The organism is Brevundimonas sp. MYb52 (genome assembly GCF_002979535.1).
In the GTDB taxonomy this organism is placed as follows: domain Bacteria; phylum Pseudomonadota; class Alphaproteobacteria; order Caulobacterales; family Caulobacteraceae; genus Brevundimonas.
Genome location: NZ_PCPB01000003.1, coordinates 61,967 through 87,070, shown reverse-complemented (window position 1 = coordinate 87,070; position 25,104 = coordinate 61,967). Strand labels below are relative to the sequence as shown.

At 66.9% G+C, this 25,104-nt stretch carries 24 protein-coding genes and 1 tRNA gene; 20 read left to right on the top strand and 5 right to left on the bottom strand.

Annotated elements, in window-relative coordinates; translation table 11 throughout:
• Positions 1-59 precede the first annotated feature (59 nt).
• Positions 60-1,862 (bottom strand): M3 family oligoendopeptidase, encoded by a 1,803-nt coding sequence (locus CQ039_RS05805; protein ID WP_105562994.1) that lies wholly within the window; start codon positions 1,860-1,862, stop codon positions 60-62.
• A 150-nt stretch (positions 1,863-2,012) separates the two neighbouring features.
• On the opposite strand from CQ039_RS05805, the gene CQ039_RS05800 reads away from it, so the two are divergent.
• The 5 genes from CQ039_RS05800 to CQ039_RS05780 all read left to right on the top strand — a co-directional run bounded on the left by CQ039_RS05800 (position 2,013) and on the right by CQ039_RS05780 (position 7,855).
• Entirely contained in the window at positions 2,013-3,659 is a 1,647-nt protein-coding gene (locus tag CQ039_RS05800; RefSeq protein ID WP_105562906.1) for a family 43 glycosylhydrolase, read from the top strand.
• A gap of 61 nt (positions 3,660-3,720) precedes the next feature.
• Positions 3,721-5,541, top strand: coding sequence for a DUF4153 domain-containing protein (locus CQ039_RS05795; RefSeq protein WP_105562907.1), 1,821 nt, complete (start codon positions 3,721-3,723; stop codon positions 5,539-5,541).
• 115 nt (positions 5,542-5,656) lie between these two features.
• Entirely contained in the window at positions 5,657-7,114 is a 1,458-nt protein-coding gene (locus tag CQ039_RS05790; protein WP_105562995.1) for a sigma-54 dependent transcriptional regulator, read from the top strand.
• Between the two features lie 20 nt (positions 7,115-7,134).
• Positions 7,135-7,332, top strand: coding sequence for a hypothetical protein (locus tag CQ039_RS05785; protein WP_105562908.1), 198 nt, complete (start codon positions 7,135-7,137; stop codon positions 7,330-7,332).
• A gap of 121 nt (positions 7,333-7,453) precedes the next feature.
• Entirely contained in the window at positions 7,454-7,855 is a 402-nt protein-coding gene (locus CQ039_RS05780; protein ID WP_105562909.1) for a hypothetical protein, read from the top strand.
• A gap of 512 nt (positions 7,856-8,367) precedes the next feature.
• On the opposite strand, the gene CQ039_RS05770 is transcribed toward CQ039_RS05780, so the two are convergent.
• From CQ039_RS05770 to CQ039_RS16590, 3 genes are all read right to left on the bottom strand, one after another.
• Entirely contained in the window at positions 8,368-8,646 is a 279-nt protein-coding gene (locus tag CQ039_RS05770) for a DUF2312 domain-containing protein (protein ID WP_105562911.1), read from the bottom strand.
• 221 nt (positions 8,647-8,867) lie between these two features.
• Positions 8,868-8,993 (bottom strand): type B 50S ribosomal protein L36, encoded by a 126-nt coding sequence (gene ykgO / locus CQ039_RS05765; RefSeq protein ID WP_006274063.1) that lies wholly within the window; start codon positions 8,991-8,993, stop codon positions 8,868-8,870.
• Between the two features lie 142 nt (positions 8,994-9,135).
• A tRNA-Ala gene (locus tag CQ039_RS16590) sits at positions 9,136-9,212 on the bottom strand.
• A gap of 150 nt (positions 9,213-9,362) precedes the next feature.
• Here CQ039_RS16590 and CQ039_RS05760 point away from each other — a divergent pair.
• Positions 9,363-10,649: a lytic murein transglycosylase gene (locus CQ039_RS05760; RefSeq protein ID WP_105562912.1), complete on the top strand. Its 1,287-nt coding sequence runs from the start codon at positions 9,363-9,365 to the stop codon at positions 10,647-10,649.
• Between the two features lie 33 nt (positions 10,650-10,682).
• On the opposite strand, the gene cysS is transcribed toward CQ039_RS05760, so the two are convergent.
• Entirely contained in the window at positions 10,683-12,134 is a 1,452-nt protein-coding gene (cysS, locus tag CQ039_RS05755; protein ID WP_105562913.1) for a cysteine--tRNA ligase, read from the bottom strand.
• Positions 12,135-12,266: 132 nt separating this feature from the next.
• Here cysS and folE point away from each other — a divergent pair, with 132 nt between their 5' ends.
• The 14 genes from folE to CQ039_RS05685 all read left to right on the top strand — a co-directional run bounded on the left by folE (position 12,267) and on the right by CQ039_RS05685 (position 25,088).
• The gene (gene folE / locus CQ039_RS05750; RefSeq protein WP_105562914.1) at positions 12,267-12,884 is read left to right on the top strand and encodes a GTP cyclohydrolase I FolE; all 618 of its coding nucleotides are present in this window, start codon (positions 12,267-12,269) and stop codon (positions 12,882-12,884) included.
• 193 nt (positions 12,885-13,077) lie between these two features.
• Complete coding sequence (locus tag CQ039_RS05745; protein ID WP_105562915.1) at positions 13,078-13,518, top strand: biopolymer transporter ExbD; 441 nt, start codon at positions 13,078-13,080, stop codon at positions 13,516-13,518.
• Positions 13,519-13,656: 138 nt separating this feature from the next.
• Positions 13,657-15,486, top strand: coding sequence for a gamma-glutamyltransferase family protein (locus CQ039_RS05740; protein ID WP_105562916.1), 1,830 nt, complete (start codon positions 13,657-13,659; stop codon positions 15,484-15,486).
• Between the two features lie 10 nt (positions 15,487-15,496).
• Positions 15,497-16,294: a hypothetical protein gene (locus CQ039_RS05735; protein ID WP_105562917.1), complete on the top strand. Its 798-nt coding sequence runs from the start codon at positions 15,497-15,499 to the stop codon at positions 16,292-16,294.
• Positions 16,291-16,701 carry a hypothetical protein gene (locus CQ039_RS05730; protein WP_105562918.1) on the top strand — a complete coding sequence of 137 codons (411 nt, stop codon included), beginning with the start codon at positions 16,291-16,293 and terminating at the stop codon, positions 16,699-16,701. Before CQ039_RS05735 ends, CQ039_RS05730 begins: the two co-directional genes overlap by 4 nt.
• Positions 16,702-16,752: 51 nt before the next feature.
• The gene (locus CQ039_RS05725; protein ID WP_105562919.1) at positions 16,753-17,619 is read left to right on the top strand and encodes a serine aminopeptidase domain-containing protein; all 867 of its coding nucleotides are present in this window, start codon (positions 16,753-16,755) and stop codon (positions 17,617-17,619) included.
• A gap of 44 nt (positions 17,620-17,663) precedes the next feature.
• Entirely contained in the window at positions 17,664-18,518 is an 855-nt protein-coding gene (locus CQ039_RS05720; RefSeq protein ID WP_105562920.1) for an aldo/keto reductase, read from the top strand.
• Between the two features lie 39 nt (positions 18,519-18,557).
• A complete protein-coding gene (locus CQ039_RS05715) occupies positions 18,558-18,806 on the top strand; it encodes a helix-turn-helix domain-containing protein (protein ID WP_105562921.1) in 249 nt (82 codons plus the stop codon).
• The gene (locus CQ039_RS05710) at positions 18,806-19,444 is read left to right on the top strand and encodes a Pr6Pr family membrane protein (RefSeq protein WP_105562922.1); all 639 of its coding nucleotides are present in this window, start codon (positions 18,806-18,808) and stop codon (positions 19,442-19,444) included. The genes CQ039_RS05715 and CQ039_RS05710 overlap by 1 nt, the downstream gene beginning before the upstream one ends.
• A gap of 10 nt (positions 19,445-19,454) precedes the next feature.
• Entirely contained in the window at positions 19,455-20,987 is a 1,533-nt protein-coding gene (locus tag CQ039_RS05705; protein WP_105562923.1) for a UbiD family decarboxylase, read from the top strand.
• Positions 20,988-21,128: 141 nt separating this feature from the next.
• Positions 21,129-22,058, top strand: coding sequence for a DUF3829 domain-containing protein (locus CQ039_RS05700; RefSeq protein ID WP_158255992.1), 930 nt, complete (start codon positions 21,129-21,131; stop codon positions 22,056-22,058).
• Between the two features lie 114 nt (positions 22,059-22,172).
• Positions 22,173-22,802, top strand: a complete 630-nt coding sequence (locus CQ039_RS05695) for a hypothetical protein (protein ID WP_105562925.1) — start codon at positions 22,173-22,175, stop codon at positions 22,800-22,802.
• A gap of 112 nt (positions 22,803-22,914) precedes the next feature.
• Positions 22,915-24,690, top strand: a complete 1,776-nt coding sequence (locus CQ039_RS05690) for a M14 family metallopeptidase (RefSeq protein ID WP_233190172.1) — start codon at positions 22,915-22,917, stop codon at positions 24,688-24,690.
• A gap of 2 nt (positions 24,691-24,692) precedes the next feature.
• On the top strand, positions 24,693-25,088 hold the full coding sequence (locus CQ039_RS05685) for an MAPEG family protein (protein WP_199183617.1): 396 nt from the start codon (positions 24,693-24,695) through the stop codon (positions 25,086-25,088).
• Positions 25,089-25,104 lie beyond the last annotated feature (16 nt).

Below are 25,104 nucleotides of genomic sequence, written 5' to 3'. Positions count from 1 at the left end.
GCTGAGAAACCCCTCATCCGGCCCTGCCGGGCCACCTTCTCCCGCAAGGGGAGAAGGGTTTAGGCCGACAACGCCTCGAACTGATCGACCAAGCCTTCCAGCCGCTTGGTCCCGATGGTCCAGAAGGCCGGGTCGCGCGGGTTCAGTCCAAACGGCTTCAGCGCCTCAACATAGGTGTGGGCGCCGCCGCCCGACAGCAGGTCGCGATACAGGGGCGTGAAGGCCGCTGGGTCCTTGGCGCGCGTCTCCATCAGGGCCGCGACCAGCAGGTCGCCGAAGGCGTAGGCGTAGACGTAGAAGGGCGAGTGGACGAAGTGGCTGACGTAGGCCCACCAGTTCTCGTAGCCCGGGTTCAGCGTCACCGCCGGGCCGAGACTGGCGCCCAGTTCCTCCATCCAGATTTCGCCGATGCGCTCGACCGGGACCTCGCCCGCCGCGCGCTCGTCGTGGAAGCGGGTCTCGAAGCGGTGGAAGGCGATCTGGCGCACCACCGTGTTCAGTCCGTCCTCGATGCGGCCGGCCAGCAGCGCGCGCTGATCCTGCGGCGTCGCCTCGGCCAGCAGGCGGTCAAACGTCAGCCCTTCTGCGAAGATGGAGGCGGTCTCGGCGAGCGTCAGCGGGGTGTCGGCCAGCAGGCTGCCCTGCGCCGCCGCCAGGGTCTGGTGGACCCCGTGGCCCAGTTCGTGGGCCAGGGTCAGCAGGTCGCGCCGCTCGCCCATCCAGTTGAGGAAGACATAGGGGTGGCGGTCCGCCGTCACCGGGTGGGCATAGGCGCCCGATTGCTTGCCCGCCCGCGCCCTGGCGTCGATCCACGGCCGGTCGAAGAACCAGCTGGCGCGTTCGGCGAAGTCGCCGCCGAGGTCTGCAAAGCTGGCCAGCACCACCTCGCGCGCCTGCGCCCAGTCATAGGTACGCGGCGGCGTCGCCTCGATGGGGGCGTTGCGGTCCCAGTGATCCAGCGCCGTCTTGCCCATGGCCTTGGCTTTCAGCGCATAATAGCGGTGCGAGATGCGCGGATAGGCCTCGGCCACCGCCTCAGCCATGGCGTCGACGCTCTCACCGTCCACCTCATTGCCCAGGTGGCGGCTGTCGGCGGGGCGTTTGAAGCCGCGCCACTTGTCCTCCAGCGCCTTGTCGGCGGCGACGGTGTTCATGACCATGGCCATGGTCTGCGCCTTGTCGGCGAAGGCTTGCGACAGGCCCTCGGCGGCGGAGGCGCGCTTGGCGCCGTCGGCGTCGCTGAGACGGTTCAGGGCCTCGGAAAGGGTCAGGCTCTCACCGTCGGCCTCGGCCCGCAGCGCCGCCAGGGTCTCGTCGAACAGACGCGGCCACTGGGCCTGAATGGGACCGCGCTCGGCGATGAAGGTTTCCAGCTCGGTGGACAGTTCGTGCGGCTTCATCGCCCGCACCCGGCGCAGCCAGGGCGACCAGCGCGCGGCGGCGGGATGGGCGGAAAGGGCCGCTTCGATCTCGGCCTCGTCCAGTTGGTTGATCTCCAGCGTCAGCCAGACGGTCGGGGTGGCGATGACCGTCATCTTCTCGCGGATATTGGCCTCGAACCCTTGCGCGCCCGCATCGTCGCGCGCCGTGGAGGCCGCGAGGAAGGCGTAGGCGCCGAGGCCGCCCATGACATCCGCCGCCTGTTCGTACAGGGCGATGGTCTGATCCAGCGCCGCGCCCAGAGCCGCCGCATCGCCGCGCTGGGCGATCAGTTTGCCCTGGAAGGCGTTCATCTGATCCACCAAGGCCTTGGCGCGGTCGAGGTCGGCGTCGATGCGCGCATCCTCGCGCGAGGCGTAGAGGTCGGACAGGTCCCACAGCGGGGAGTCGGCGAAGTCGGTCGTCTGGACGGGCGCGTTCATGCCCTTGGTTTTGGGGACACCGCCGCTCCAGCGCAACGGGTGCGGCGACATCGCCGCCGAATTCCAGCGATTTTGCACTGGACGCGAACGGTTGCGGCGAGGATTGTCCACCGGTATCATAATATGAATTTCGCTAGTGGGAGCGACGCCATGACCAGCGCCATCAATCGACGAGGCCTCTTCGGCGGACTGGCGGCGGGCGCAGCGGCGGCCAGCCTGCCCGCCGCCGTCCCAACCCTCGCCACAGCGCAGACGCGCGATCAGATCGCCCCGTTCGGACGCGACTGGAGCGCCCAGACATGGACGCCGGGCGTCGAGGGCCAACGGCGCGCGGATCGCGGCGACGGGACCTTCCTGAACCCGGTCATCGCTGGGGACCGCCCCGACCCGACGATCCTGAAGGACGGCGACGTCTACTACATGACCTTCTCGTCGTTCGAATCCGTGCCGGGACTGGTCATCTGGCGATCGACCGATCTGGTGAACTGGACCCCGGTCACGGCGGCCCTGAGCCGGAACATCGGCTCGGTCTGGGCGCCGGAGCTGTGCAAGCACGAGGGCCGCTACTTCCTCTACATCCCCGCCCGCACCGAGACCTATCGTACCAGCTACGTCTCGTGGGCCGACCGGATCGAGGGGCCGTGGAGCGATCCGATCGACCTGCACCTGCCCGACCATATCGACCCTGGCCACATCGTCGGCGAGGACGGCAAGCGCTACCTCTTCCTCAGCGGCGGCGACATGGTTCCCCTGTCCGACGACGGCCTGTCGACCATCGGCCCGGTCGTTCACATCTATGATCCCTGGCGCTATCCCGACGACTGGACGGTGGAGAGCTTCTCGCCCGAGGGGCCCAAGCTGATCCGTCGGGGCGACTGGTTCTACATGATCACCGCCGTCGGCGGCACGGCGGGTCCGCCGACCGGCCACATGGTCATCGCCGCCCGTTCACGCTCGGTCCACGGCCCCTGGGAGGACCATCCGGGCAATCCGCTGGTCCGCACGGTCTCGGCCGCCGAAAAATGGTGGTCGCGCGGTCACGCCACCCTGATCGAGGCGCCCGATGGCCGCTGGTGGATGGTGTATCACGGCTATGAAAACGCCTTCTGGACCCTGGGGCGTCAGCTTCTGCTCGATCCAGTGGAATGGGACGATGACGGCTGGTTCCACGCCCGCGGCGGCGACCTGTCGGCGCCCCTGCCCCTGCCCTCGCCGCGCGCGCCGGGAACGCCCCTGCCCGCGCATGGCATGGCCCTGTCCGACGACTTCAGGCGCGACAAGTTCGGCGTGCAATGGAGCTTCTACGACGCCGCCCCCGACGAGGCCGAACGGTTCCAGCGCCGCGACGGCGTCCTGCACCTGAAGGCCAAGGGCCAGTCGCCGCGCGACTGCTCGCCTCTGACCTTCATTCAGGGGGATCAGGCCTACCAGATCGAGTGTGACATCGAGATCGACCCCGGCTGCACCGCCGGACTGGTGGTCTTCTACGATCACGCCCTCTACGCGGGACTGGGTTTTGACCAGGATCGCTTCGTCACCCACCAGTTCGGGATGGAGCGCGGTCGCCCCGCCAATCCCCACGGGCGCCGCATGAAGCTGCGCCTGACCAACGACCGCCACATCATCACCTTCCACCACAGCACAGACGGCGAGACCTGGAGCAAGTTCGACCGCCAGATGGAGGTGTCGGGCTATCATCACAATGTGCGCGGCGGCTTCATGATGCTGCGCCCCGGGCTCTACGCCGCCGGCGAAGGCGAGGCCCGGTTCCGCAACTTCCGCTTCCAGGCCCTGTAAGGCCGCGCTTCCCATCCGGGATGATCCGTCGTCTGATGCGGCCTTAAGCCAAGGAGCAGGCATGACCGCATCGCCCCCGGACCATAGTCACGACGCCTCGACGGGTCGCGCCTCGCTGGGGGGCGAGCGCAGCCTGGCCGCTGCCCGTATCGGGATCGGCCTGATCCAGGGGCTGCTGCTCTATTTCCTCTGGCGCAGCGCCGGCCAGGGCGGGGGCCTGAACGACGCCCTGGCCTGGCCCGCGACCCAGCCGCCGCTGTTCGCCGCATTGGCTCTGGCCTGCGCCTTTACCCCCGTCATGCTGCTGGCGGCGGTTGGGCGGCTGTCGGTGCGGACGCTCGCGCTGTGGGGTGTGATCGCCGCTGCGGCCCTGGCCCTGCTGGGCTGGCACGATGCGGCGCAACAGACGCGTGATTATTTCCGTCCGCCCTATCTGCGCTTCCCCGTCATCGCCTTCAGCGCCGCAGCCCTGTTCATCGCCCATCACCTGATCGTCCCGGCGGTCGCCAGCCGACGCTGGATCGCCGACTTCGACGACTATTTCGACACGGCGTGGAAGGCGGGGGTGCAGTTGGTCCTGTCGCTGGGCTTCACCGGCGCCTTCTGGCTGCTGCTCTTCCTCGGCGCGGCCCTGTTCCGCATCATAGGCCTCAGCTTCCTGTCCGACCTGATCGGCGAGGAATGGTTCGCCATCCCCGTCACCTGCCTGGTCTTCGCCATCGCCGTGCAACTGACCGACGTGCGCGCCGGCCTGATCCGCGGCGTGCGGACCGTGGCCCTGATGCTGCTGTCCTGGCTGCTGCTGGTCATCACGGTCCTGGTGGCGGGCTTCCTTGCGGCCCTGCCCTTCACCGGACTGGACGGATTGTGGAAGACGGGCAGCGCCACGGCCTTGGTGCTGTCAGCGGCCGCTGCTCTGATCATCCTGGTCAACACCGCCTATCAGGACGGGCGCGAGGACAACCTGCCGCCGGTCGTTCTGAGGGGCGCCGTGCGGGTCGCCGCCGTCCTGCTGACGCCGCTGATCGTGATCGCCGTCTGGGGGCTGTCCTTGCGCATCGGCCAGCACGGCCTGACGCCGGACCGGATCATCGCCTCGGCCTGCGCCCTGGTCGGAGCAGTCTATGCGGCGGGCTATGGCTGGGCCGCATTGTCCCCCTTCTGGAAGAAGACGGAGTGGATGAAGCCGCTGGAGCGCGCCAATGTCGCCGCCGCCGTCCTGACGGTCGCCGTCATCCTGGCCCTGTTCAGCCCCCTGCTCGACCCCGCCCGCATGTCGGTCGGTGATCAGGTCGCCCGATTGAACCGCGGCGCCGTCAGCGCCACCGAATTCGACTACGCCTTCCTGCGCTTCGATGCGGGCAAGACCGGGAAAGCCGCCCTCGCCGATCTGGCCAAGTCCTCCGACGCCGAGGTCGCACGGCTGGCCAAGCAGGCCCAGACCACCAGCTCTCGCTATGATGTGGAGCAGGCGACCGTCCCCCCCCGCACGCCGCACATCGCCGTCTGGCCGACGGATGCGGCCCTGCCCGCCGGCTTCGTAAGTCCGGTTCCCTCTGGCGACCCTCGCTATGCCTGTCAGAAAGCCGCTGACTGCATGGCGACCGTCCGCGACCTGAACGGCGACGGCAAGGTCGAGATCCTCCTGGCCGACAGCTACCGCATCGCCCTGTTCGCACAGGGGGCCGATGGCGCGTGGGCGCATCAGGGCGACTATCGCATCGCCTACTGCGGCGCCGGCCCCAACAATGTGCGCGACCTGCTGAAGGACCCGCAGACCGCGCCCGTCGCACCGATCTGGCCAGACCTTTCCACGCCGCGCGGCTCTGGCCGCCTCCAGCCCGAACAGGACTGCCCCGCGCCCGCCGTCGTTAACCCCTGACTCAGTTCTCCGAAACCCGATCTTCACCCCCTGCCTGCTAAGGCTTGTCTCGAAACGAGCCGATCCCGAGCAACGAGGACGGCCGTGACGGTGATGTTTTTAGGGTGTGTTTCACATGGCCAAGACCGTTCTGGTCGTCGACGATGATCCCACGCAGCGCCGCCTGATCCAGGCGGTGCTCGACCGCGAAGGCTATGCCGTCGTCCACGCCGAGAGCGGGGGCGAGGCCATCGACCGCCTGACCAAGGGCGGGGGCGCCGACGTGGTGCTGCTGGATCTGGTCATGCCGGGCCTGTCGGGTCTGGAGACCCTGGCCGAGATCCGCACGGCGGGCGTCCCGGTGCCGGTCATCGTCCTGACGGCCAACGGCGGCATCGAGACCGTGGTCAAGGCCATGCAGGCCGGAGCCCAGGACTTCTTCGTCAAGCCTGTGGGGCCTGAGCGCCTGCTGATCGGGGTGCGCAACGCCCTGCAGTTGACGCAGCTGTCGGCGGAGATCGGCCGCCTGAAGAAACACGTCTCGGGCCGGACCTCGTTCGACGACATCGTCGGCGACAGCCCGCCGATGCGCATGGTCAAGGCTCTGGGCGTGCGCGCCGCCAAGTCCGGCATTCCGGTGCTGATCACCGGCGAGAGCGGCGTCGGCAAGGAAGTCATCGCCCGCGCCCTGCACGGCGCCTCGGACCGGGCCGGCAAGCCCTTCGTGGCCGTCAACTGCGGCGCCCTGCCCGCCAATCTGGTCGAGTCGATCCTGTTCGGCCACGAGAAGGGCAGCTTCACCGGCGCCACCGACAAGCACGCCGGCAAGTTCATGGAAGCCAATGGCGGCACCCTGTTCCTGGACGAGATCGGCGAACTGCCGCTGGATATGCAGGTCAAGCTGCTGCGCGCCCTGCAAGAGGGCGAGATCGACCCGGTCGGCGCCAAGCGCGCGGTCAAGGTCGACGTCCGCATCGTCTCGGCCACCAATCGCGACCCGGCCCAGCAGGTCAAGGAAGGCGCCTTCCGCGAGGACCTCTTCTATCGCCTGAACGTCTTCCCGATCGAGGCCCCGGCCCTGCGCGAACGACGTGAGGACATCCCAGCCCTGGTCGAGCACTTCATCGCCCGCTTCAACGTGGAAGAAGGCAAGCGCGTCGCCGGTTGCGCCGTCGAGACCATGGCTTTGCTGCTGGGCTTCGACTGGCCCGGCAATGTGCGCCAGTTGGAAAACTCGATCTATCGCGCCCTGGTCCTGGCTGATTCCCCGCTGTTGCAGCCCCACGACTTCCCGGCCATCTCGGGCATCGCCATGCCGCTGACCTCGGGCGGCGTCATTTCGCATGATCGCGCTGAAACCCCCGCCGGCGACGCCGGAGCTGAAGGCCAGCCCGACAGCCCTGTGCGCATCATCGACGCGCGCGGCCACCTGCGCACGCTGGATGAGATCGAACGCGACCTGATCCAGCACGCCATCGAGGTCTATTCCGGCCACATGAGCGAGATCGCGCGGCGCCTCGGCATCGGCCGCTCGACCCTGTATCGCAAGGTCCGCGAACAGGGGCTGGAAGAGCAACTGAAGGAAGCGGGCTGAGGACGTGCTAGGCTGTCGTCATGAGCGACCATAGCGACGACCATTCCCCCGCCCCGGCGGATCAGGCTCCGACCGAAACCCCGATCCAGCGCGCCCTGCGTGAAAAGCAGGAGGCCATCGCCGCCCGCGCCAAGCCCCCGCGCGGCGGCCGCTTCCAGCGTGAACAGGCCGCCCGCGTCAAAAGCGGCGCCGTGCGACCCTGGAGCACCAAGGGCTGAGTCGCCTGGCAGCAGTGTGGTTCGGCCGCCCCAATGGCCTTCGGGCTGACAGGCTTCTAGGCTCGCAAGCATAGTCCAGCCCCAACGCCATGGGGAAGGCAAACGCTTCGGAGACCCTGCCTTGTCGTTGCCCGCCCTTCTGACGATGACGCTGACCTTCCTCGGCGACGCCCCCTTGTCCGTCACGCCAAACGCGCCGGACTGGGTCGATAGCGGACGCATCGACGTGGTCATTCAGAATCGCTCCGATCAGGCCATCTGCGTCTCGGAACGACTGGAAGATCGTCGGCGGCTGTCGTTTCGCCGCGACGGCCGAATGGTCGCCTTTGATCGCGGACTGATGATCGGATGGCGCGGCCCCGATTGCCGCCCTCTCCAGCCCGGAGAAACGATTAATGTCCCCTTTGACGCCAGCAGCTTCCTTCCGCGCAGACGCGCCGGCGACGAAATCTGCTACACAGCCGCCCATGTCGCTCCGGATGGGATGCTAAAAGAACCTAGGGGCTGCGTGGTCGCGCGCTGAATCAGGCCGCCGCCGCTCTCAGTCTTCCGCGATCTTCTTCGCCTTGCGCATCCAGGGGCGGGTTTCTTCGCCGTTGGCCTTGGCGGTGATTTCCCTGAGCTTGCGGGTCTGCATGGTCGAAAAGGCCTGACCCGGCGCGCCCTTTTCAGGATCGGCGAAGGCGCGGCCGTGGGTCTGGATTCGCTCGCCGACCGAATCGAGGAAGTCGCCCTCCCATTCGGACAGCGAAACGCCCGCCTTCTCTGCCGAGCGGCGGGCGCGTTTCAGGGCGTTCAGGGCCGCGCGTTTCGCGGCCTCTTTCTGCTGCTCCCAGGGAGACAGCGAAGGTTTCTTTTTAGGGGCGCTACCGTCCTTCGGACTACTTGAGCGCAGGCTAGAGGTGCTACCGTCCTTCGGACTGCGCTTGAATCCGCTGGAGCGCAGCTTGGACGCGTCGCCGCCCTTCAGGCTGCTGGAGCGTGAAGGGCGGTCGCTGGGGGGCTTGAAGGGCGTGCGCTTCAGGCCCGCCTCCCTCAGATCTCGCCGAGGGCCGAGAGGTAGAGGTCCAGAATCGCTTCTTCTTCCTGACGCTTGGCCTTGTCCTGCTTGCGCAGACGCAGAACCTTGCGCAGCACCTTGACGTCATAGCCCTCGCCCTTGGCCTCGGCGAAGACCTCCTTCATGTCGACCATGACAGCCTGCTTGTCCTCTTCGAGGCGCTCCAGGCGCTCGATGATGGAGCGAAGGCGGCCCTGGGCCGTGGCGGTCAGGACGTCCGAGGCGGCGTCAAAGGCGGGGGCGTCGTCGGCCATGAGGAAAGCTCCGAAACTTGAATTGGCCGGCGGGCGACCGTGACCCCACTCTCAAGCAGACCGGGGGCCGGCAGGGCAAGAAGGGAATCGCTCGAACGGGCCTCAGGGGCGAATCGCGTCCGATTCCGAAGCCTGACGCCGGACACGAAAAAGGCTGCAGGCGAAGCCCGCAGCCTTTGAATATCGCAACCGCAGCGCCGGAACCGGCGCCGACGCGGTTCTTAGCCTTGCTTGGCCTTGAAGCGCGGATCGGTCTTGTTGATCACATAGACCACGCCCTTGCGGCGAACGATCTTGCAGTCGCGGTGGCGACCCTTGAGCGACTTAAGCGAGCTACGGACCTTCATGGTCGGACGTCCCGAAGAATTGGAGGCCCGTGAGGGCGGTCAAAAACAAATGCGCGAAAACCCTGCGAACAGGACCTTGCGGCGGAGCGGTGCGTATAGAGAGGCCGCCGCCTTTCGTCAACATTCCGCGCCGGGATTCCGCTGGAGGCCTGGCCTCCGAGTTGAACGGAGGGTCTCCGGACATGCACGTCCGGCGCGTCGCCCCTCCGCCACCAGGCCGTGTCCAAGGGAGCTGAAATGTAAAACGACGTTCGTTAAGGGCGCGCTTTCAAAAAGGGTTAGCGCGGGCTTAACCCTTTTCACGGAAACTCCTTTTGGCTTCGCGCGCTTGTGATTGGTCGTGGAATTCGGGGGCGTTAGCCTGTGGTCATGCGTATCGCCTATCGTCTTGCTCTGATTGGTTCTGTTGCGGCCTGTGCGCCCATGGTTCCGACGCCGCCTCAACCGCAGCCCGCGCCGCCCCCCGTCGTCGAGCCGGCTCCGGCCACGCCGCCGTCGACGCCGCCCCCTGCGGCCACAGACCTGTCCGACGCCTATGATCAGGCCAGCTTCGAAGCCTGGAAGAAGAGCTTCCTCGATCGCCTCGGCGGCGCGCGCAAATGGGAATACTCGCGCGAGCTGAACGGCGTCACGCCGAACGCCAGCGTCGTCCGCCTGGACCGCAACCAGCCCGAGTTCTCGCGCCCGGCCGGCGCCTATATCCAGAGCGCCACCGCCCCCGCCCGAATCGGCATGGCCCGTCAGCGCGTCGATCGCGTGCCGTGGGAGGTGACCCAGAGATTCGGCGTCCCGACCGAGATTCTGCTGGGCGTCTGGGCCCAGGAAAGCGCCTTTGGCCAGGTTCAGGGCGATTTCGACGTCATCCGCTCGCTCGCCACCCTGGCCTATGACGGCCGCCGCCGCGCCTGGGCCGAGGACCAGCTGAAGAACGCCCTCGACATCGTCGTGGACGGCAAGCGCGCCCGCAGCGGCCTGAAGGGCAGCTGGGCGGGCGCCATGGGCCAGACCCAGTTCATGCCCGACAGCTATCTGAAGCTGGGCGTGGATCAGAACGGCGACGGGAAAGTGGACATCTGGGGCTCAGACGCCGACGCCCTGGCCTCGGCGGCGAATCTGCTGGCCCAGGCCGGATGGAAGCGCGGTCAGGGCTGGGCCTACGAGGTCACCCTGCCCGCCAACTTCGACTACAGCCAGGCCGAAGGACCCAAGCACAACTGGGCCTACTGGTCGGGCCGGGGCGTGCGTCTGGCCAATGGTTCGGCGCCGAACAGCGAAGAAGCCGCCGAGGGCGCGACCATCCTGCTGCCTCAGGGGGCCAAGGGCCCGGCCTTCCTGGCCCTGCCCAACCACTATGTGATCCGGCGCTACAACAACTCGGTCAGCTATGCCCTGGCCATCGGCCTGATCGCCGACGGGGTGCAGGGCAAGCCGGGCCTGACCGTCGCCTGGCCCAACGACGGCCCCCTGACCCGCGAACAGCGCGTCGGCGCCCAGACGGCCCTGACCCGCATGGGCTTCGACACCCAGGGCGTCGACGGCGTCATCGGTTCCAACACCCGCGCCGCGCTGCGCCGCTGGCAACAGGCCAACGGGCGGGTCGCGGACGGCTACCTGACCGACGTGCTGGCCGACGAACTGATACGGAAAGCGCGCTGATTTTCCCTTCTCCCCTTGTGGGAGAAGGGAGATTTAGCCCTTCACCCGCCAGGTCGCGCCTTGCGGGCCGTCCATGACCACGACGTTCAGTTCGTTCAGACGGTCGCGGATGCGGTCGGCCTCGGCCCAGTTCTTGTCAGCGCGGGCGCTGGCGCGTTGTTCCAGCAGGGCCTCGACCTCGGCCTTCAGAGCGGGATCGCCGCCCTCGAACCAGGCGTCGGGCGTCATGGCCAGCACCCCCAGCAAACCCGCCGCTTCCGTCAAGCTCCAGCGGGCCATGGCCACATCATTGATGTCGGCCTCGGCGTCGTTGAGCAGGTCGCGCAGGGCATTGCCCAGGCCGAACAGCTGAGCAATGGCGCCCGGCGTGTTCAGGTCGTCCTCCAGCGCGTCCAGCACCGCGTCCATGGCGTTCTCGGCCAGCTCCATCTCGGCCTCGTCCAGCGTGGCCTCGTCGAAGTCCGCCAGGGCCGCGTCAGCGTCGCGCAGGACGCCGTAGAGGCGGTCCAGGTTCTTGCGGCTCTGCTCCAGCAGGGTCTGGTTCCAGTCCAGGGGCTGACGATAGTGGGCGCTCAGCAGGGCCCAGCGCACCACCTCGCCCGGCATGGCCTTCACCAGATCATGCAGCAGCAGGACGTTGCCGATCGACTTGGACATCTTCTCGGCGTCCACGGTCAGGAAGCCGTTGTGCATCCAGTAGCGGGCGTATTCGTCGTGGGCCTGATCGCCGTGGGCGTGACCGTGGGCGCAGACGCCCTGGGCGATCTCGTTCTCATGGTGCGGGAAGACCAGGTCGATGCCGCCGCCGTGAATGTCGATCGGCAGGCCGAGCGTCTTCTCGATCATAGCCGAGCATTCGATGTGCCAGCCGGGACGCCCTTCGCCCCACGGGCTCGGCCAGGACGGCTCATCGGCCTTGGACGGCTTCCACAGGACGAAGTCGTGCGGGTTCTTCTTATAGGGCGCGACCTCGACACGGGCCCCGGCGATCATGTCGTCCAGATTTCGGCCCGACAGCGCGCCGTAGGACGGATAGCTGGAGACGTCGAACAGGACATGGCCCTCGGCTGCATAGGCGTTGCCGGCGTCGATGATGGCCTGGATCTGGGCCGTGATGGCGTCGATGTAGTCGGTGACGTGCGGGGCGATGTCCGGCGGGCTGACGTTCAGCAGGCCCATGTCGGCCAGATAGGCGGCCTCGTAGCGGGCCGTGATCTCGCCAATGGCGACGCCTTCCTTGGCGGCCTTGGCGTTGATCTTGTCGTCCACGTCGGTGACGTTGCGGGCATAGACGACCTTGTCCGGGCCATAGGTCCGGCGCAGCAAGCGGACCAGAACGTCGAACACCACCGGCGGGCGCGCATTGCCGATATGGGCGTAGTCATAGACCGTCGGACCGCAGACATAGAGCGTCACCCGGTTCGGATCGCGCGGCGTGAAAACGCGCTTTTCACGGCGAAGGGTGTCGTGGATGTGCAACGGCATGGGGGACAGTCTTTTGCGAGTTTTCTTGCGGGACGGACAACCTGTCCCATATAGCGGCCTGATTACACATCCTGCGCCCATTGGTAAAAGGTAAGCCGCAGCGGACCCTCCCCGCCGCCGTTGGACAGATTCATGAACACCACGCCCGCCAAGCCCGTTCTCGTCGCCAACGAGGAAGCCCCCAAGCGCCCCAGCCGCGAGCAGGCGCTGGAGGCCGTCCGCACCCTGATCGCCTGGGCCGGCGACGATCCTGCGCGCCCCGGCCTGATCGACACGCCCAAGCGCGTGGTCGACGCCTATGGCGAATGGTTCGACGGCTATGACGCCGACGCGGGCAAGGAACTGTCGCGCACCTTCGAGGATGTGACCGGCTATGACGACATGGTCATCCTGCGCGACATCGAGATCGAGAGCCATTGCGAGCACCACATGGCCCCCTTCCTGGGCAAGGCCTATGTCGCCTATCTGCCGGGCGAGAAGGTGGTGGGCATCTCCAAGCTGGCGCGCGTGGTCGAGATCTTCGCCCGTCGTCTCCAGAACCAGGAGACCCTGACCAACGACATCATCGAGGCCATCGAATCGCACCTGCAACCGCGCGGCGTGGCCGTCCTGGTCGATGCGGCGCACCAGTGCATGACCACGCGCGGCGTGCATCACCGCCACGTCACCACCATCACCACCCGCTTCACCGGCGCCTTCAAGGACGATCAGGCCCTGACCGACCGCTTCTTGAAGCTCGCCAGAGGCTAAGTGGCTGGGGTCAAAGGGTTTGAACCGGTCGTCTCGCACCTGCGAAACGGCCAGTTATGCAATCTTATTGCCCTTTGACGCGAATTCGTCACGCAAGACGGCTTTACAAGCCCGGCGCAGGACGCCAAGAGACGATCCATACCTTTGAGTGCTGCTCGCCGGAGAATGCGAGCTGTAATGGAGACGACGGCGTATGGGCTCTAAACTTTCCGGTCCCGCGGGCCAGGGTGGCAAAACGATCGAACAGAACGCGGACATCAACGTCACGCCGTTCGTCGACATCATGCTGGTGCTGCTGATCATCTTCATGGTCGCCGCGCCTCTGGCCACCGTGTCGATCAAGCTGGACCTGCCGCCGGCGACCCCGCCTGCGCCGAACGATAAGCCCAAGGAACCCGTGTACATCACGATCCAGGAATCGGGCAGCATCTTCATCGCCGAGCAGGAAACCACCGTTGAGAAGCTGCCGGCTGATGTCTGCGCCGCCCAGGACGTGACGACCGACTGCCGCGAAGAACGCGTCTTCGTCCGCGCCCAGCCGGAAGTGAAATACAACCAGTTCATGGAAGTCATGAACAAGCTTCAGGAAAACGGCTTCTACAAGGTCGGCCTTCTGAACGAAGACATCGAGTAGGACTTACCTCCGCTCTCATGGATCAGGGCCGTTCCTCCGGGAGCGGCCCTTTTTCTTTGCCCCCTGTATCAACGCGCGCTTGCCCCCGCCTCGCTCCCGGTCCTTGATGCGACCTTCAGTTCTCGGGGGAGTTTCACCATGCGTCGCCGCACCTTCCTGTCCACCCTGCCCGCCGGCGCCCTTCTGGCCGGGGCCGGATCGGTCGCCGCCCAGACCACAACCCCGACAGCGAAAGCGCCAGCCGCCCCTCGCCCAGCCGATCCCTATGCCGGGGTCGGCATCGGCGACCGGGTGACGGGACCGAAGTTCGTCGGCCGCTCGACGGTCTGGGGCGCCAATGGCGCGGCCGCCACGGCCCATCCGGCCGCGACCCTGATCGGTCTGGACACCCTGAGGCGCGGGGGCTCGGCCATCGACGCCGCCATCGCCATCAATGCCGCCCTGGGCTTCCTGGAGCCGACCGCCAACGGCATCGGCGGCGACGCCTTTGGCCTGATGTGGGACCCGGCCCAGAAGAAGGTCGTCGGCTTCAACGGTTCGGGAAACAGCCCGCGCGGTCTGTCGCTGGCCACCGCCCGCTCCAAGGCAGGACCGGACGGCTACCTGCCCAAGTACGGCGCGGTCACCGTCAACGTCCCCGGCACGGTCGACGCCTGGTGGAGCGCGCACCAACGCTACGGCAAGCTGCCGTGGAAGGACGTCCTGATCCCCGTCGCCGAACTGTGCGAACAGGGCGTGCCCGTGCCCGAGGTCATCGCCTGGTATCTGGAACGCAACATGGCCGGTTTTGATCGGGGCGCGTCCCTGATCGAGGAGAACGACAACCGCAAGAAGGTTTACACGCCCCACGGCCGCACGCCGAAGACGGGCGAGATCTTCGCCAACCCCGACCTGGGTCGCACCTATCGCATGATCGCCGAGGGCGGCCGCGACGCCTTCTATGACGGCGCCATCGCCGACCACATCGAGCGCTATTTCAAGCGCATCGGCGGCTGGATGACCCGCGCCGACCTGGCCGCCCACCGCACCGAATGGGTCGAGCCGCTGATGACCACCTATCGCGGGGTCGAGGTCTATTCTCTGGGGCCGAACACTCAAGGGTTGTCGACCAACCAGATCCTGAACATCTGCGAGCAGTTCGACCTGAAGGCCATGGGCTTCCAGTCCGCCGCCTCGATCCACGTCCAGGCCGAGGCCAAGCGCCTGGCGTTCGAGGACCGCGCCCGCTACTTCGCCGACGAACGCTTCGCCAAGGCCCCGACCGCCTGGCTGAACTCCAAGGCCTACGCCGCCGAACGCGCCAAGCTGATCAGTCCGAACCGCGTCATGGACCGCGTCTTCCCCGGCGACGCCCCGACCCAGGGCGACACCACCTATTTCAGCGTGGCCGACAAGGACGGGATGATGGTCAGCTGGATCCAGTCCAACTATCGCGGCATGGGATCAGGCCTGACGCCCGACGGCCCGGACGGCGGCACCCTAGGCTTCATGTTCCAGGACCGAGGCGAGTTGTTCGCCCTGACCGACGGCCACCCCAACATCTATGCGCCGGGCAAGCGGCCCTTCCACACCATCATCCCCGGCTTCGCCTGCAAGGACGGGGAGCCGTGGATGGCCTATGGCGTCATGGGCGGCGGGATGCAGCCCCAGGGCCAGGCCCAGATCATCATCAACATGGTCGACTACGGCCTGGACCCGCAGCAGGCCGGCGACAGCCCCCGCTGGCAGCACTACGGCTCGTCTGAACCGACCGGCCAGCCCGCCGAGGGCGTGGGCAAGCTGCACCTGGAATGCGGCGTGCCGGACGCCACCAAGCAGCAACTGACCGCCATGGGCTGGGATCTCGGCCCGCCCGACGGCGGCTTCGGCGGCTATCAGAACGTGATGAAGCAGATCAACGCACAGGGCCGCTGGACCTATGGCGCGGCCACCGAGATGCGCAAGGACGGCAACGCGTTGGCCTACTGAGGAGAACGCCATGATCAGCGCTCTCATCGCCGCCGGCCTGCTGACGGGGCTCGACTGGTCTGACGGATGTCGTCCCGTCGCCGGGTCCGAGGCCCTGTGGCGCGACGACATCCGCTATGTCTTTGTCGGCGAAACCCACGGCACGGCCGAAGCCCCCGCCGCCTTCGCCGACCTGGTGTGCGCGGCGCTGGAACAGGGGCCGGTCGTCGTCTCGCTGGAATATTCGGTCGAGTTTCAGCCGACGCTGGACGCCTTCATGGAGGCGGACAGCGAGGCCGAGGCGCGCGCGGTCCTTGCCGCCTATCCGCATGGCGCCTTCGTCCATCACGACGGACGCGGCAGCGCAGCCATGCTGGACCTGCTGCTGAGGTTGCGCGCCATGCAGCGTGAGGCGGCCGACCTGACCGTAGTCGCCTCAGTCCCGAACAGCCCGCGCGTCGAAGGTTTCCGCCAGTCCTATTCGGAAATGGACCGCGCCGTCCTCTGGGGGCGGCAGGCCATGGCCGCGCCTCAAGCCCGCGTCCTGGCGCTAGTCGGACGCGTTCACGCCGAAAAGACCCGCCGCGTCGGCTCGCCCCTGGGCCTGCCCGCCGCCGCCCACATCCGCCCCGAGGAAACCCTGTCGTTGACGCTCGCCCATCAGGGCGGAGAGGCCTGGATGTGCCTGGACGAATGCGGAAACGCGCCGATTCCCGAATCTGACGATCTCACGGCGCGCGGCGTTCTGTTGACGCCCCAGCAGAACGGAAAGTTCGACGGCCTGCTGGCGCTCGGTCCCGTCACGGCTTCGCCGCCGGTCGTCCGTTGAAATCCGCCGATCTCTCCGGTCGCTGGACCGGCGTCTATTTCTACCCGGTAGATGCGGAGTTCAATCCGTTCGACGACCTGCCTCCCACCCCGTTCGAGGCGCAGCTCCACGACGCGGGCGGCGACGTCACGGGCTCGACACTGGAGCCCGACGCCCTTGGTCCCGCCGGCGCGCCGCCAATCCCGGCGCGATTGGAAGGCCATCACTTCGACGGCCAATTGGTCTTCACCAAGTTTCCGAACGGCGGCGGGCAGACCCACACCATCGACTATGTCGGTGCCATATCGGCGGACGGGAACAGCATCTCTGGACGCTGGGTGATCCACGGCGACTGGTCGGGCCCGGTCCAGACGCAGCGCAACCTGGCGCCGGCGGTCACGGCGCTTGATGTCGCCGCGACCGCTTGACCTGACGCCGCGTCAATCGCCTAGAGTTCGTTTCCAAACAGGACGGACCCCATGACCGAACTCGTGACCCGCGATTTCACCGCTCTCGCCGCTGACGGCTATCCGCTGTCGATGCGGCTGGTGTCGGCGACTGAGCCGAGTATTGCGGTGCTGATGTCATCGGGGACCGGCTTCCCCAAGGGCTTTTATGAGCGGTTCGCGCGGCACATGGCCGAGCGGGGCGCGGCGGTGCTGACCTATGATTTTCGCGGCATCGCCGGATCGCGGCCTGACGACCTGAAGGCCATGAGGATGGATTATCCCGACTGGGGCCGACTGGACATGCCCGCGGCACTGGACGCCCTGATCGAAGCGGCGCCCGGCCTGCGGGTCGTCCATGTCGGGCACAGTGTCGGCGGGCATTTCCTAGGCTTCATGGGCAATCAGGACCGGATCGACCGCCACGCCTTCGTCTCGGTCGGCACCGGCTGGTGGGGCGGGCATCACCGATCCTACAACCCGATGGAGCTCTTCTTCTGGCTGGGCTTCGGTCCGTTCAGCCTGATGCGGCACGGCTATATCAAGGGCGGTGGCCTGTGGGGCGGGACCGACCTGCCGCGCGGAGTCTTCACCACCTGGCGGCGCTGGTGCCTGAAGCGAGAATACTTCTCGCGCGAGTTGGAGACGACGCTGCGGCCGCACCACTACGAGGCCGTGACCGCCCCGATCCGTTCGTGGATCTTCACCGACGATCCCATCGCCACGCCCAATACCGCGCGCGACCTGCTGAGCGTCTATCCCCACGCCCCGTCCGAGATCAGCGTCCACGCCCCGGCTGACTTCGGCGTGCGCCGCATCGGCCACGAAGGGGCCTTTCGCAAAGGCATGGAGCCTTTGTGGGATCAGATTTTCCACTGGCTGGACAATGGCAGCGGCTGAAGCGGCGCCTATATCGAGCGCTCCCTGACCGCGCGGAGCCACCCATGCCCTATTCCGACCAGCCGACCATCATCGCCTCGGGCGTAGAGATCCCCCTGCTGGGTTTCGGCACCTGGATGCTGGAACCGGACGAGGCGCGGCGCATGGTTCATGAGGCCCTGCGCATCGGCTATCGCCACATCGACACGGCCTGGATCTACAAGAACGAAAAGGCCGTGGGCGATGGCATCGCCGACGCCGTGGCGGAAGGCATCGTGGCCCGCGACGAGATCTTCGTCACCACCAAGGTCTGGGTTGAGCATTTCCATCGCGACGCCCTGCTGCGCCAGGCCGAAGAGTCTGCGATCAGCCTGGGCCTGACGCCCGACCTGCTGCTGTTGCACTGGCCCAAGCCGCATCCCTCGTTCGCCGAGACCATCGGCGCCCTGAACGCGGCGCAGGAACAGGGCTTCACCAAACACATCGGCCTGTCCAACTTCCCCTCGCCCCAGTTCCGCGAGGCGGCGGTCCTGTCGAAGGCGCCTCTGGTGACCAACCAGGTCGAGTATCACCCCTATCTGTCGCAGAAGACCCTGATCGAGACGGCGCGCGAGCTGGGCTCGTCCATCACCGCCTGGTCGCCCCTGGCCCAGGGCAAGATCGCCGACGACGCCGTGATCGGCGAGATCGCCAAGACCCACGGCAAGACCAACGGCCAGGTCACCCTGCGCTGGTTCATCCAGCAGGGCGTCATCGCCATCCCGCGCACCACCAAGGTCGAGCGCGCCCGCGAGAGCTTCGACATCTTCGACTTCGAACTGTCGGCGGACGAGATGGCCCGCATCCACGCCCTGGCCCGTCCCGATGGCCGCCTGGGCGACTGGCTGGACGAGGCCTTCCATTGGGATCAGGATAGCTGATCCAAACGCGTCACAGGACGCAGCGTCGGGGAGGACGCCATGGGTTCGGTTCTGGGCTTTCCGGGGATTGATCCGATGGACGCCGTCGTCGGCGCCCGCATCCGGCGCTGGCGAGACCACAGGGGCGTCGCGGCCGACGATCTGGCCGCCGCCCTCGACCTGACGCCCGAGGCCCTGCGCCGTATCGAAGCGGGGCGCGAGCATCTGGATTCCGCCGGCATCGACGCCGCCACCCGCGCCCTTCGCCTGCCGGTGTGGGCGCTGGCGGCCGACAGGCCGGAATACTGATGGCCCGGCTCTATCGCGCGATCGCCGCCCTGGTCGGCTGGTTTGCCCTGGGCCTGCAATACGGGCTGATGCTGGGCGGCAATCCGCACATGGGCGCGGGCGAGCTGACGCTGAACTTCTTCAGCTACTTCACCATCCTGTCGAATCTCATGGTCGCCCTGGCCCTGACGGCGCCGGCCGTTGCGCCGAACAGCCGGCTGGGACGCTGGTCTCTGAGCGAGAGCGTCCGGGCCGCGGTGACCATGTATATCGTCGTGGTTGGGGTGGTTTATCACTTCCTGCTGGCCCCGACCTGGAACCCGCAGGGCTGGTCGCTGGTCGCCAACAACCTGCTGCACTACGTCATGCCGATCGCCTTCGCCGTCGACTGGCTGGTCTTCACGCCCAAGGGGCGGCTGCGCTGGGTCGATCCGGCCCGGTGGCTGGTGGTCGTGCTGGTCTATGGCGGCTGGACCCTGTTGCACGGCAAGCTGAGCGGCTGGTGGCCCTACTGGTTCGTGGACGTGGATCAGTTGGGACTGGGCAAGGCCATGGTCTATTTCGTGGGGCTGCTGGTCTTCTTCCTGATCGTGGGTCTGATCGTCGTGGCCATTGATCGCACCTTCGGACGACGTGACAGACGCCTCGCGTCCGCCTAAGCGTCAGCGCATGGCCTATAAGTCCCTGCGCGATTTCATTGCGACCCTCGAAGCCGACGGCGAACTGGTTCGTGTGTCCGAGCCCGTCTCCACCCATCTGGAGATGACCGAGATCCAGACGCGGCTGCTGAGGAACGGCGGCCCGGCGGTCCTGTTCGAGAAGCCGGTCATGCCGGACGGCACCATCAGCCCCATCCCCTGCCTGGCCAACCTGTTCGGCACGGTGAAGCGCGTCGCCATGGGCGTGACGCTGGAGGGCAAGGCGCGCACCACGGCGGGCGAGCTGCGCGAGGTCGGCGAACTGCTGGCCTTCCTGCGTAACCCGACGCCGCCGCGCGGTCTCGGCGACGCCATGGAGATGCTGCCGCTGGCCCAGACCGTCATGTCCATGCGGCCCAAGACGGTGAAGAAGGCCCCGGTGCAGGAGGTGGTGCTGAAGGGCGATCAGATCGACCTGACCAGCCTGCCGATCCAGGGCTGCTGGCCGGGCGAGCCCGCGCCCCTGATCACCTGGGGCCTGGTCGTGACCAAGGGGCCGTCGGACGACCGCGAGGACGACTTCAACCTGGGCATCTATCGGATGCAGGTCCTGGGCAAGGACAAGGCCATCATGCGCTGGCTGGCCCATCGCGGCGGCGCCCAGCACTACGCCCGGCACAAGAAGGCCGGAAAGCGCGAGCCCCTGCCCTGCGCCGTGGTCCTCGGCGCCGACCCCGGCACCATCTTGGCCGCCGTGACCCCGGTGCCGGAAACCCTGTCGGAGTATCAGTTCGCCGGCCTGATGCGCGGCTCCAAGGCCGAACTGGTCCCGTGCAAGACCGTGCCGCTGATGGTCCCGGCCAACGCCGAGATCGTGCTGGAAGGCCACGTCCTGCTGGACGAGTTCGAGGACGAAGGCCCCTACGGCGACCACACCGGCTACTACAACTCGGTCGAGAAGTTCCCGGTCTTCCAGGTCAGCGCCATCACCATGCGCAAGGACCCCATCTATCTGACCACCTTCACCGGCCGTCCGCCGGATGAGCCGAGCGTGCTGGGCGAGGCGCTGAACGAGGTCTTCATCCCCCTGATCCGCCAGCAGTTCCCTGAGATCACCGACTTCTGGCTGCCGCCCGAGGGGTGCAGCTATCGCATCGCCGTGGTGTCGATGAAGAAGGCTTATCCGGGTCACGCCAAGCGCGTGATGATGGGCTGCTGGAGCTATCTGCGGCAGTTCATGTACACCAAGTGGATCATCGTGGTGGACGACGACATCAACGCCCGCGACTGGAAGGACGTCATGTGGGCCGTCTCGACCAAGATGGACCCGGCGCGCGACATCACCGTCATCGAGAACACCCCCATCGACTATCTGGACTTCGCCAGTCCCGAGAGCGGCCTGGGCTCCAAGATCGGTCTGGACGCCACCGACAAGTGGGAGCCCGAGACCAAGCGCGAATGGGGCGAGGAGATCCGCATGGACGAGGCCGTGGTCGAGCGGGTCAACGACCTGTGGGACCGCCTCGGATTGCCGGGCGACGGGACCCCGATCTGGAAATCCTGATCCCGGTTCCGACGACGGCCCTGCGAAACGATTGTAAATTCGCTTCCCGAGCGAGAACCCTCTTGCCTGATCGACGTTCTCCTGACGCCGAAGGGACGGTGACGCTTGGGGCGCGCCGATCGGTTGATGGGGAAGCCACGCATGATTTCACGCACCGGCGCCAGCGCCGTCACGCTCGCATTCGCCGCCGCTCTCAGCCTGTCCGCCTGTAGCGACAACAAGGCGAACGGCGACAATCCGAGACCCCAGTCCACCGCCCAGGCGGCGGGCAGCGAAGCCACGCAAGAGAAGATGAATCTTTACATCGACGCGTTCAACGCGCTGATCGATGATCCGTGGGGCGTGCCGAAATACTTCGGCGAGTATCAGAAGCTGGACATTCCGAACGCCGCCGCCACGGCCTCGATCCACTTCCCCGAGAACATCTCGCACCTGGAAGGCGCTATCGAGAAACTGAAGGAAGGGCGCGCCCTGAACGGCGGCGCTCAGGGCAAGAAGGCGGACGAGGCGGTCGACAGGCTGATCCCGCAACTGGAGGCGCTTCTCGCCCAATGGCGCACGCTGGACCCCTATTTCGAAGCGCGCGCCTATCGCGAGGACGGACTGGCCAAGGCCAAGGGCGCCCACGCCGCCCTGATGCAGGCCTACCAAGGCAGCGTCGCCGGCATCGAAACCCTGGACACCGCCCTGTCAGAGTATCAACGCGCCACCAACGCCGCCAAGATGGAAGCCATGCGCAAGGCCGGACACGCCGCCGAGGCCAGCGTGCTGGAGGCCATGCAGAAGGCCGACTTCTTCACCAATGCGGTGATGGAGAACAACGCCGCCGAGGCGGATCGCCTGCTGCCCGAAATGGAGGCCGCCGTCGCCAAGCTGCGCGAGGAACAGGCCAAGATGCCCTCGGACAATCGCAACAAGTCCACCCTGAACAGCATCGCCGACAACCTCAGCGGCATGATCGGCGAGTATCGCGACTTCAAGCAGACCGGAGCCGACGGCTATCGTGAGCAGGTCGTGGACAGCTACAACAGCGCCATCGGCAATATGAACCGCGTGGAACTGCCGGCGTAAACGCCCGATCCCCGGCGCTTCGACGCCGGGGATCTTGTCCTCGCCTCGCTCGCTCTGGCGATTAGCGCCTGATCCGTCTAGCTTCACCGTTCGACGCAAGGCCAGGGGGCGACGTTGAGCGCATTCGAGTTCTTCTTCAGCTTTTACGGCCTGCTGCTGGGCCTGTCGGTGGCCGAATTGGTCGGCGGTTTTGCGCGGGTGCTGCATGAGCGCGAGCGCATCCGCTTCGGCTGGCTGACCCCGGCCCTGGCCCTGTTCGTGGCCATCGACATCGCCACCTTCTGGAACCAGGCCTGGGTGATCTTTCGCGGGGCGCCGTTCAACACCTTCCTGCTCCTGGTCAGCCTGATGATCGCCGCGACCTTCTATGTGGCCGCCAGCGTCACCTTCCCCCGCGTCTCGGCCGAGGGCGCGCATGAGCGCGTCGATCTGGACGCCCACTTCTGGGCCCACCGCAAGCTGGTCTTCGGCTGCATCCTGGCCGCCAATCTGATCGTCGCAGTCATGGTCATCATTCTGGGCCAGATGAACCCCGGCTTCGCTAAGGTAGCCAACTCTGTGACGCTATGGAGCGGGGTCGCCATCTTCGTGGTCGGCACGGCGACCGCAGCCTTTGCCCCCTGGCGGCGGGTCGCGGTTGCCGCTCTGGCCGTCGTCCTGATCTACAGCCTGTGGGGCATGGCCAAGTCCGCCGCCGCCCTGGCCGCTGCCGGCGGCTGGTCCCCAGCCCTGGGTGCGGGCTGAGACCCTTCCGGAGACTTGCCAGACGATGCCGATGCGCCCACGAAGAACCATGCGCCCTGATTACTTCCTTGCGGCGGCCGTAGCCGCCCTTGTCGCCTGCGTGAGCCCCGCCATGTCCCAGACCCCTTCCGTCCCGAACGCCGCCCCCTGGGACCAGGCCTTCCTGCCGCCCGCGCCGACGTGGAACGGCGCCTCCAAGGCCCTGCTGCGCGACGCCTCCGATCCCTGGGTCACGGCGTTCGAGGCCGATGCGGCGCATGATTTCAGCCCCACCTATGCCGACACCCGCGCCTGGTTCGACCGGCTGGACGCGGCCAGCGACCTGATCCGCATCGAGCAGTTCGGCGTCTCGCCTGAAGGCCGCCCCATCTATGCGGTGATTGCGTCGAAGGACGGAGCCACGCTGGACCCGTCCAAGCCTGTGCTGCTGGCCCAGGCCGGCATCCATCCGGGCGAGATCGACGGCAAGGACGCGGGCATGATGCTGCTGCGCGACATGGCCTTCTACGGCAAGGACAGCCTGCTGGACCGCGCCAACCTGATCCTGATCCCGATCCTGAGCGTGGACGGGCATGAGCGGACCAGCCCCTATTCCCGCCCCAACCAGCGCGGACCGCGCAATCAGGGCTGGCGCCACACGGCGACCAACCAGAACCTGAACCGCGACTTCATGAAGCTGGATCAGACCGAGATGCAGGCCGTCATGGGCCTGATCCACAAGTATCAACCCGACCTCTACGTCGACATCCACGTCACCGACGGCATCGATTACCAGTACGACGTCACCTACGGCTACAACGGCGAGGACGGCGTCTGGAGCCGCAGCCCGGCCATCGCAAAGTGGCTGGACGACGCCTTCAAGCCCGAGATGAACGCCGCTTTGGAAGCGCAAGGCCACATTCCCGGCGAACTGGTCTTCGCCATCGACGATCGCGACCCGAAGAAGGGCATGAACGACGGCGGGCTGGGCGAGCGCTATTCCAACGGCTGGGGCTCGGCGGCCCACGTCCCGACCATCCTGATCGAGAACCACAGCCTGAAGCCGCACGAGCAGCGGGTTCTGGGCACCTATGTCTTCCTGGAAGAAGCACTGAAGGTTCTCGCCGAGAAGTCGCAGTCCCTGCGCGCCGCCATCAGCGCCGACCGCGCCCTGCGTCCCGCCGAACTGCCCGCCAACTTCGACGGCGACGACCAGCCGACCCGCATCCGTCCCTTCAAGGGCATCCTCTATGACACCTATGACAGCGTCGCCTCGGGCCGTCCCGAACTGCGCTGGCTGGGCCAGCCGGACCCGGTGCTGTGGCAGGTGCCCTACTTCGGCTCCAGCCCGACCCTGACACTGAAGCGCCCGACCGCCTACTGGGTGCCGTCCTATCGCGCCGACATCATCGAGCGGCTGAAAACCCACGGCGTGCAGATGGAAACCCTGGCGGCGCCGCGCACGGTGGCCGTGGACATGCTGCGTCTGGTCGATCCCAAGGTCTCAGCTCGCACCAACGAAGGTCATGTGCCGATCACGGTCAGCGAGGTCCGCACGGAAGCCAAGGACTGGACCTTCCCCGTCGGTTCGGTGCGCGTGCCGACCGATCAGCCGATGGGCGACGTGGCTATCCTGCTGCTGGAGCCGCAGTCGTCGGAAAGCTTCTTCGCCTGGGGCATGTTCCCCGAGGTGCTGAACCGCGTCGAATATATTGAGGCCTACGCCATCGCGCCTCTGGCCGAAAAGATGCTGGCCGCCGATCCGGCGCTGAAGGCCGAGTTCGAGGCTAAACTGGCCGCCGAGCCCGCCTTCGCCGCCGACGGCGACGCGCGCCTGGCCTGGTTCTACGAGCGCACGCCCTTCTATGATCAGCGCTTCCGCCTCTATCCCGTCGGACGCGAGAATTGAGCATGGTCCCGTCGATTCAAGCCGCGACCCTATGGGGCGGGCTGCTGATCCTGCTGCTGCTGGTCCTGTCCAGCGTGGTGGTCAGCCGTCGTCGCCGCTTCATGATCGAGTTCGGCGACGGGCAGAATCCCGAGATGACGCCCGCCGTCCGCGCCTTCGGCAACGCTTCTGAGTATATTCCCGCAGGCATCTGCGGCCTGATCCTGTTGGCCTTTGTCGGGGCGCCGCCCCTGCTGATCCACGGCGTCGGCGGCGTGCTGTTCGCGGGCCGGATCATCCATGCCCTCGGCCTGCTGTTCCAGAAGGGGCCGTCGCTGGGCCGGGTGACGGGCATGGTCCTGACCTGGCTGGCCCTGCTGGTCGCCGCCGTCAGCCTGATCGCCTGGTCGGTGATCTAAAGCCTAGTTGTTGCGA

Coding starts and splice junctions, on each gene's coding strand:
- CQ039_RS05785 (WP_105562908.1), top strand. CDS start 7,135: ATGAGCGACCATAGCGACGACCATTCCCCCGCCCCGGCGGATCAGGCT.
- CQ039_RS05710 (WP_105562922.1), top strand. CDS start 18,806: ATGGCCCGGCTCTATCGCGCGATCGCCGCCCTGGTCGGCTGGTTTGCC.
- CQ039_RS05735 (WP_105562917.1), top strand. CDS start 15,497: ATGATCAGCGCTCTCATCGCCGCCGGCCTGCTGACGGGGCTCGACTGG.
- CQ039_RS05715 (WP_105562921.1), top strand. CDS start 18,558: ATGGGTTCGGTTCTGGGCTTTCCGGGGATTGATCCGATGGACGCCGTC.
- CQ039_RS05795 (WP_105562907.1), top strand. CDS start 3,721: ATGACCGCATCGCCCCCGGACCATAGTCACGACGCCTCGACGGGTCGC.
- CQ039_RS05770 (WP_105562911.1), bottom strand. CDS start 8,646: ATGGCCGACGACGCCCCCGCCTTTGACGCCGCCTCGGACGTCCTGACC.
- cysS (WP_105562913.1), bottom strand. CDS start 12,134: ATGCCGTTGCACATCCACGACACCCTTCGCCGTGAAAAGCGCGTTTTC.
- CQ039_RS05700 (WP_158255992.1), top strand. CDS start 21,129: ATGATTTCACGCACCGGCGCCAGCGCCGTCACGCTCGCATTCGCCGCC.
- CQ039_RS05690 (WP_233190172.1), top strand. CDS start 22,915: ATGTCCCAGACCCCTTCCGTCCCGAACGCCGCCCCCTGGGACCAGGCC.
- CQ039_RS05740 (WP_105562916.1), top strand. CDS start 13,657: ATGCGTCGCCGCACCTTCCTGTCCACCCTGCCCGCCGGCGCCCTTCTG.
- CQ039_RS05745 (WP_105562915.1), top strand. CDS start 13,078: ATGGGCTCTAAACTTTCCGGTCCCGCGGGCCAGGGTGGCAAAACGATC.
- CQ039_RS05760 (WP_105562912.1), top strand. CDS start 9,363: ATGCGTATCGCCTATCGTCTTGCTCTGATTGGTTCTGTTGCGGCCTGT.
- CQ039_RS05790 (WP_105562995.1), top strand. CDS start 5,657: ATGGCCAAGACCGTTCTGGTCGTCGACGATGATCCCACGCAGCGCCGC.
- ykgO (WP_006274063.1), bottom strand. CDS start 8,993: ATGAAGGTCCGTAGCTCGCTTAAGTCGCTCAAGGGTCGCCACCGCGAC.
- CQ039_RS05705 (WP_105562923.1), top strand. CDS start 19,455: ATGGCCTATAAGTCCCTGCGCGATTTCATTGCGACCCTCGAAGCCGAC.
- CQ039_RS05800 (WP_105562906.1), top strand. CDS start 2,013: ATGACCAGCGCCATCAATCGACGAGGCCTCTTCGGCGGACTGGCGGCG.
- CQ039_RS05685 (WP_199183617.1), top strand. CDS start 24,693: ATGGTCCCGTCGATTCAAGCCGCGACCCTATGGGGCGGGCTGCTGATC.
- CQ039_RS05805 (WP_105562994.1), bottom strand. CDS start 1,862: ATGAACGCGCCCGTCCAGACGACCGACTTCGCCGACTCCCCGCTGTGG.
- folE (WP_105562914.1), top strand. CDS start 12,267: ATGAACACCACGCCCGCCAAGCCCGTTCTCGTCGCCAACGAGGAAGCC.
- CQ039_RS05720 (WP_105562920.1), top strand. CDS start 17,664: ATGCCCTATTCCGACCAGCCGACCATCATCGCCTCGGGCGTAGAGATC.
- CQ039_RS05725 (WP_105562919.1), top strand. CDS start 16,753: ATGACCGAACTCGTGACCCGCGATTTCACCGCTCTCGCCGCTGACGGC.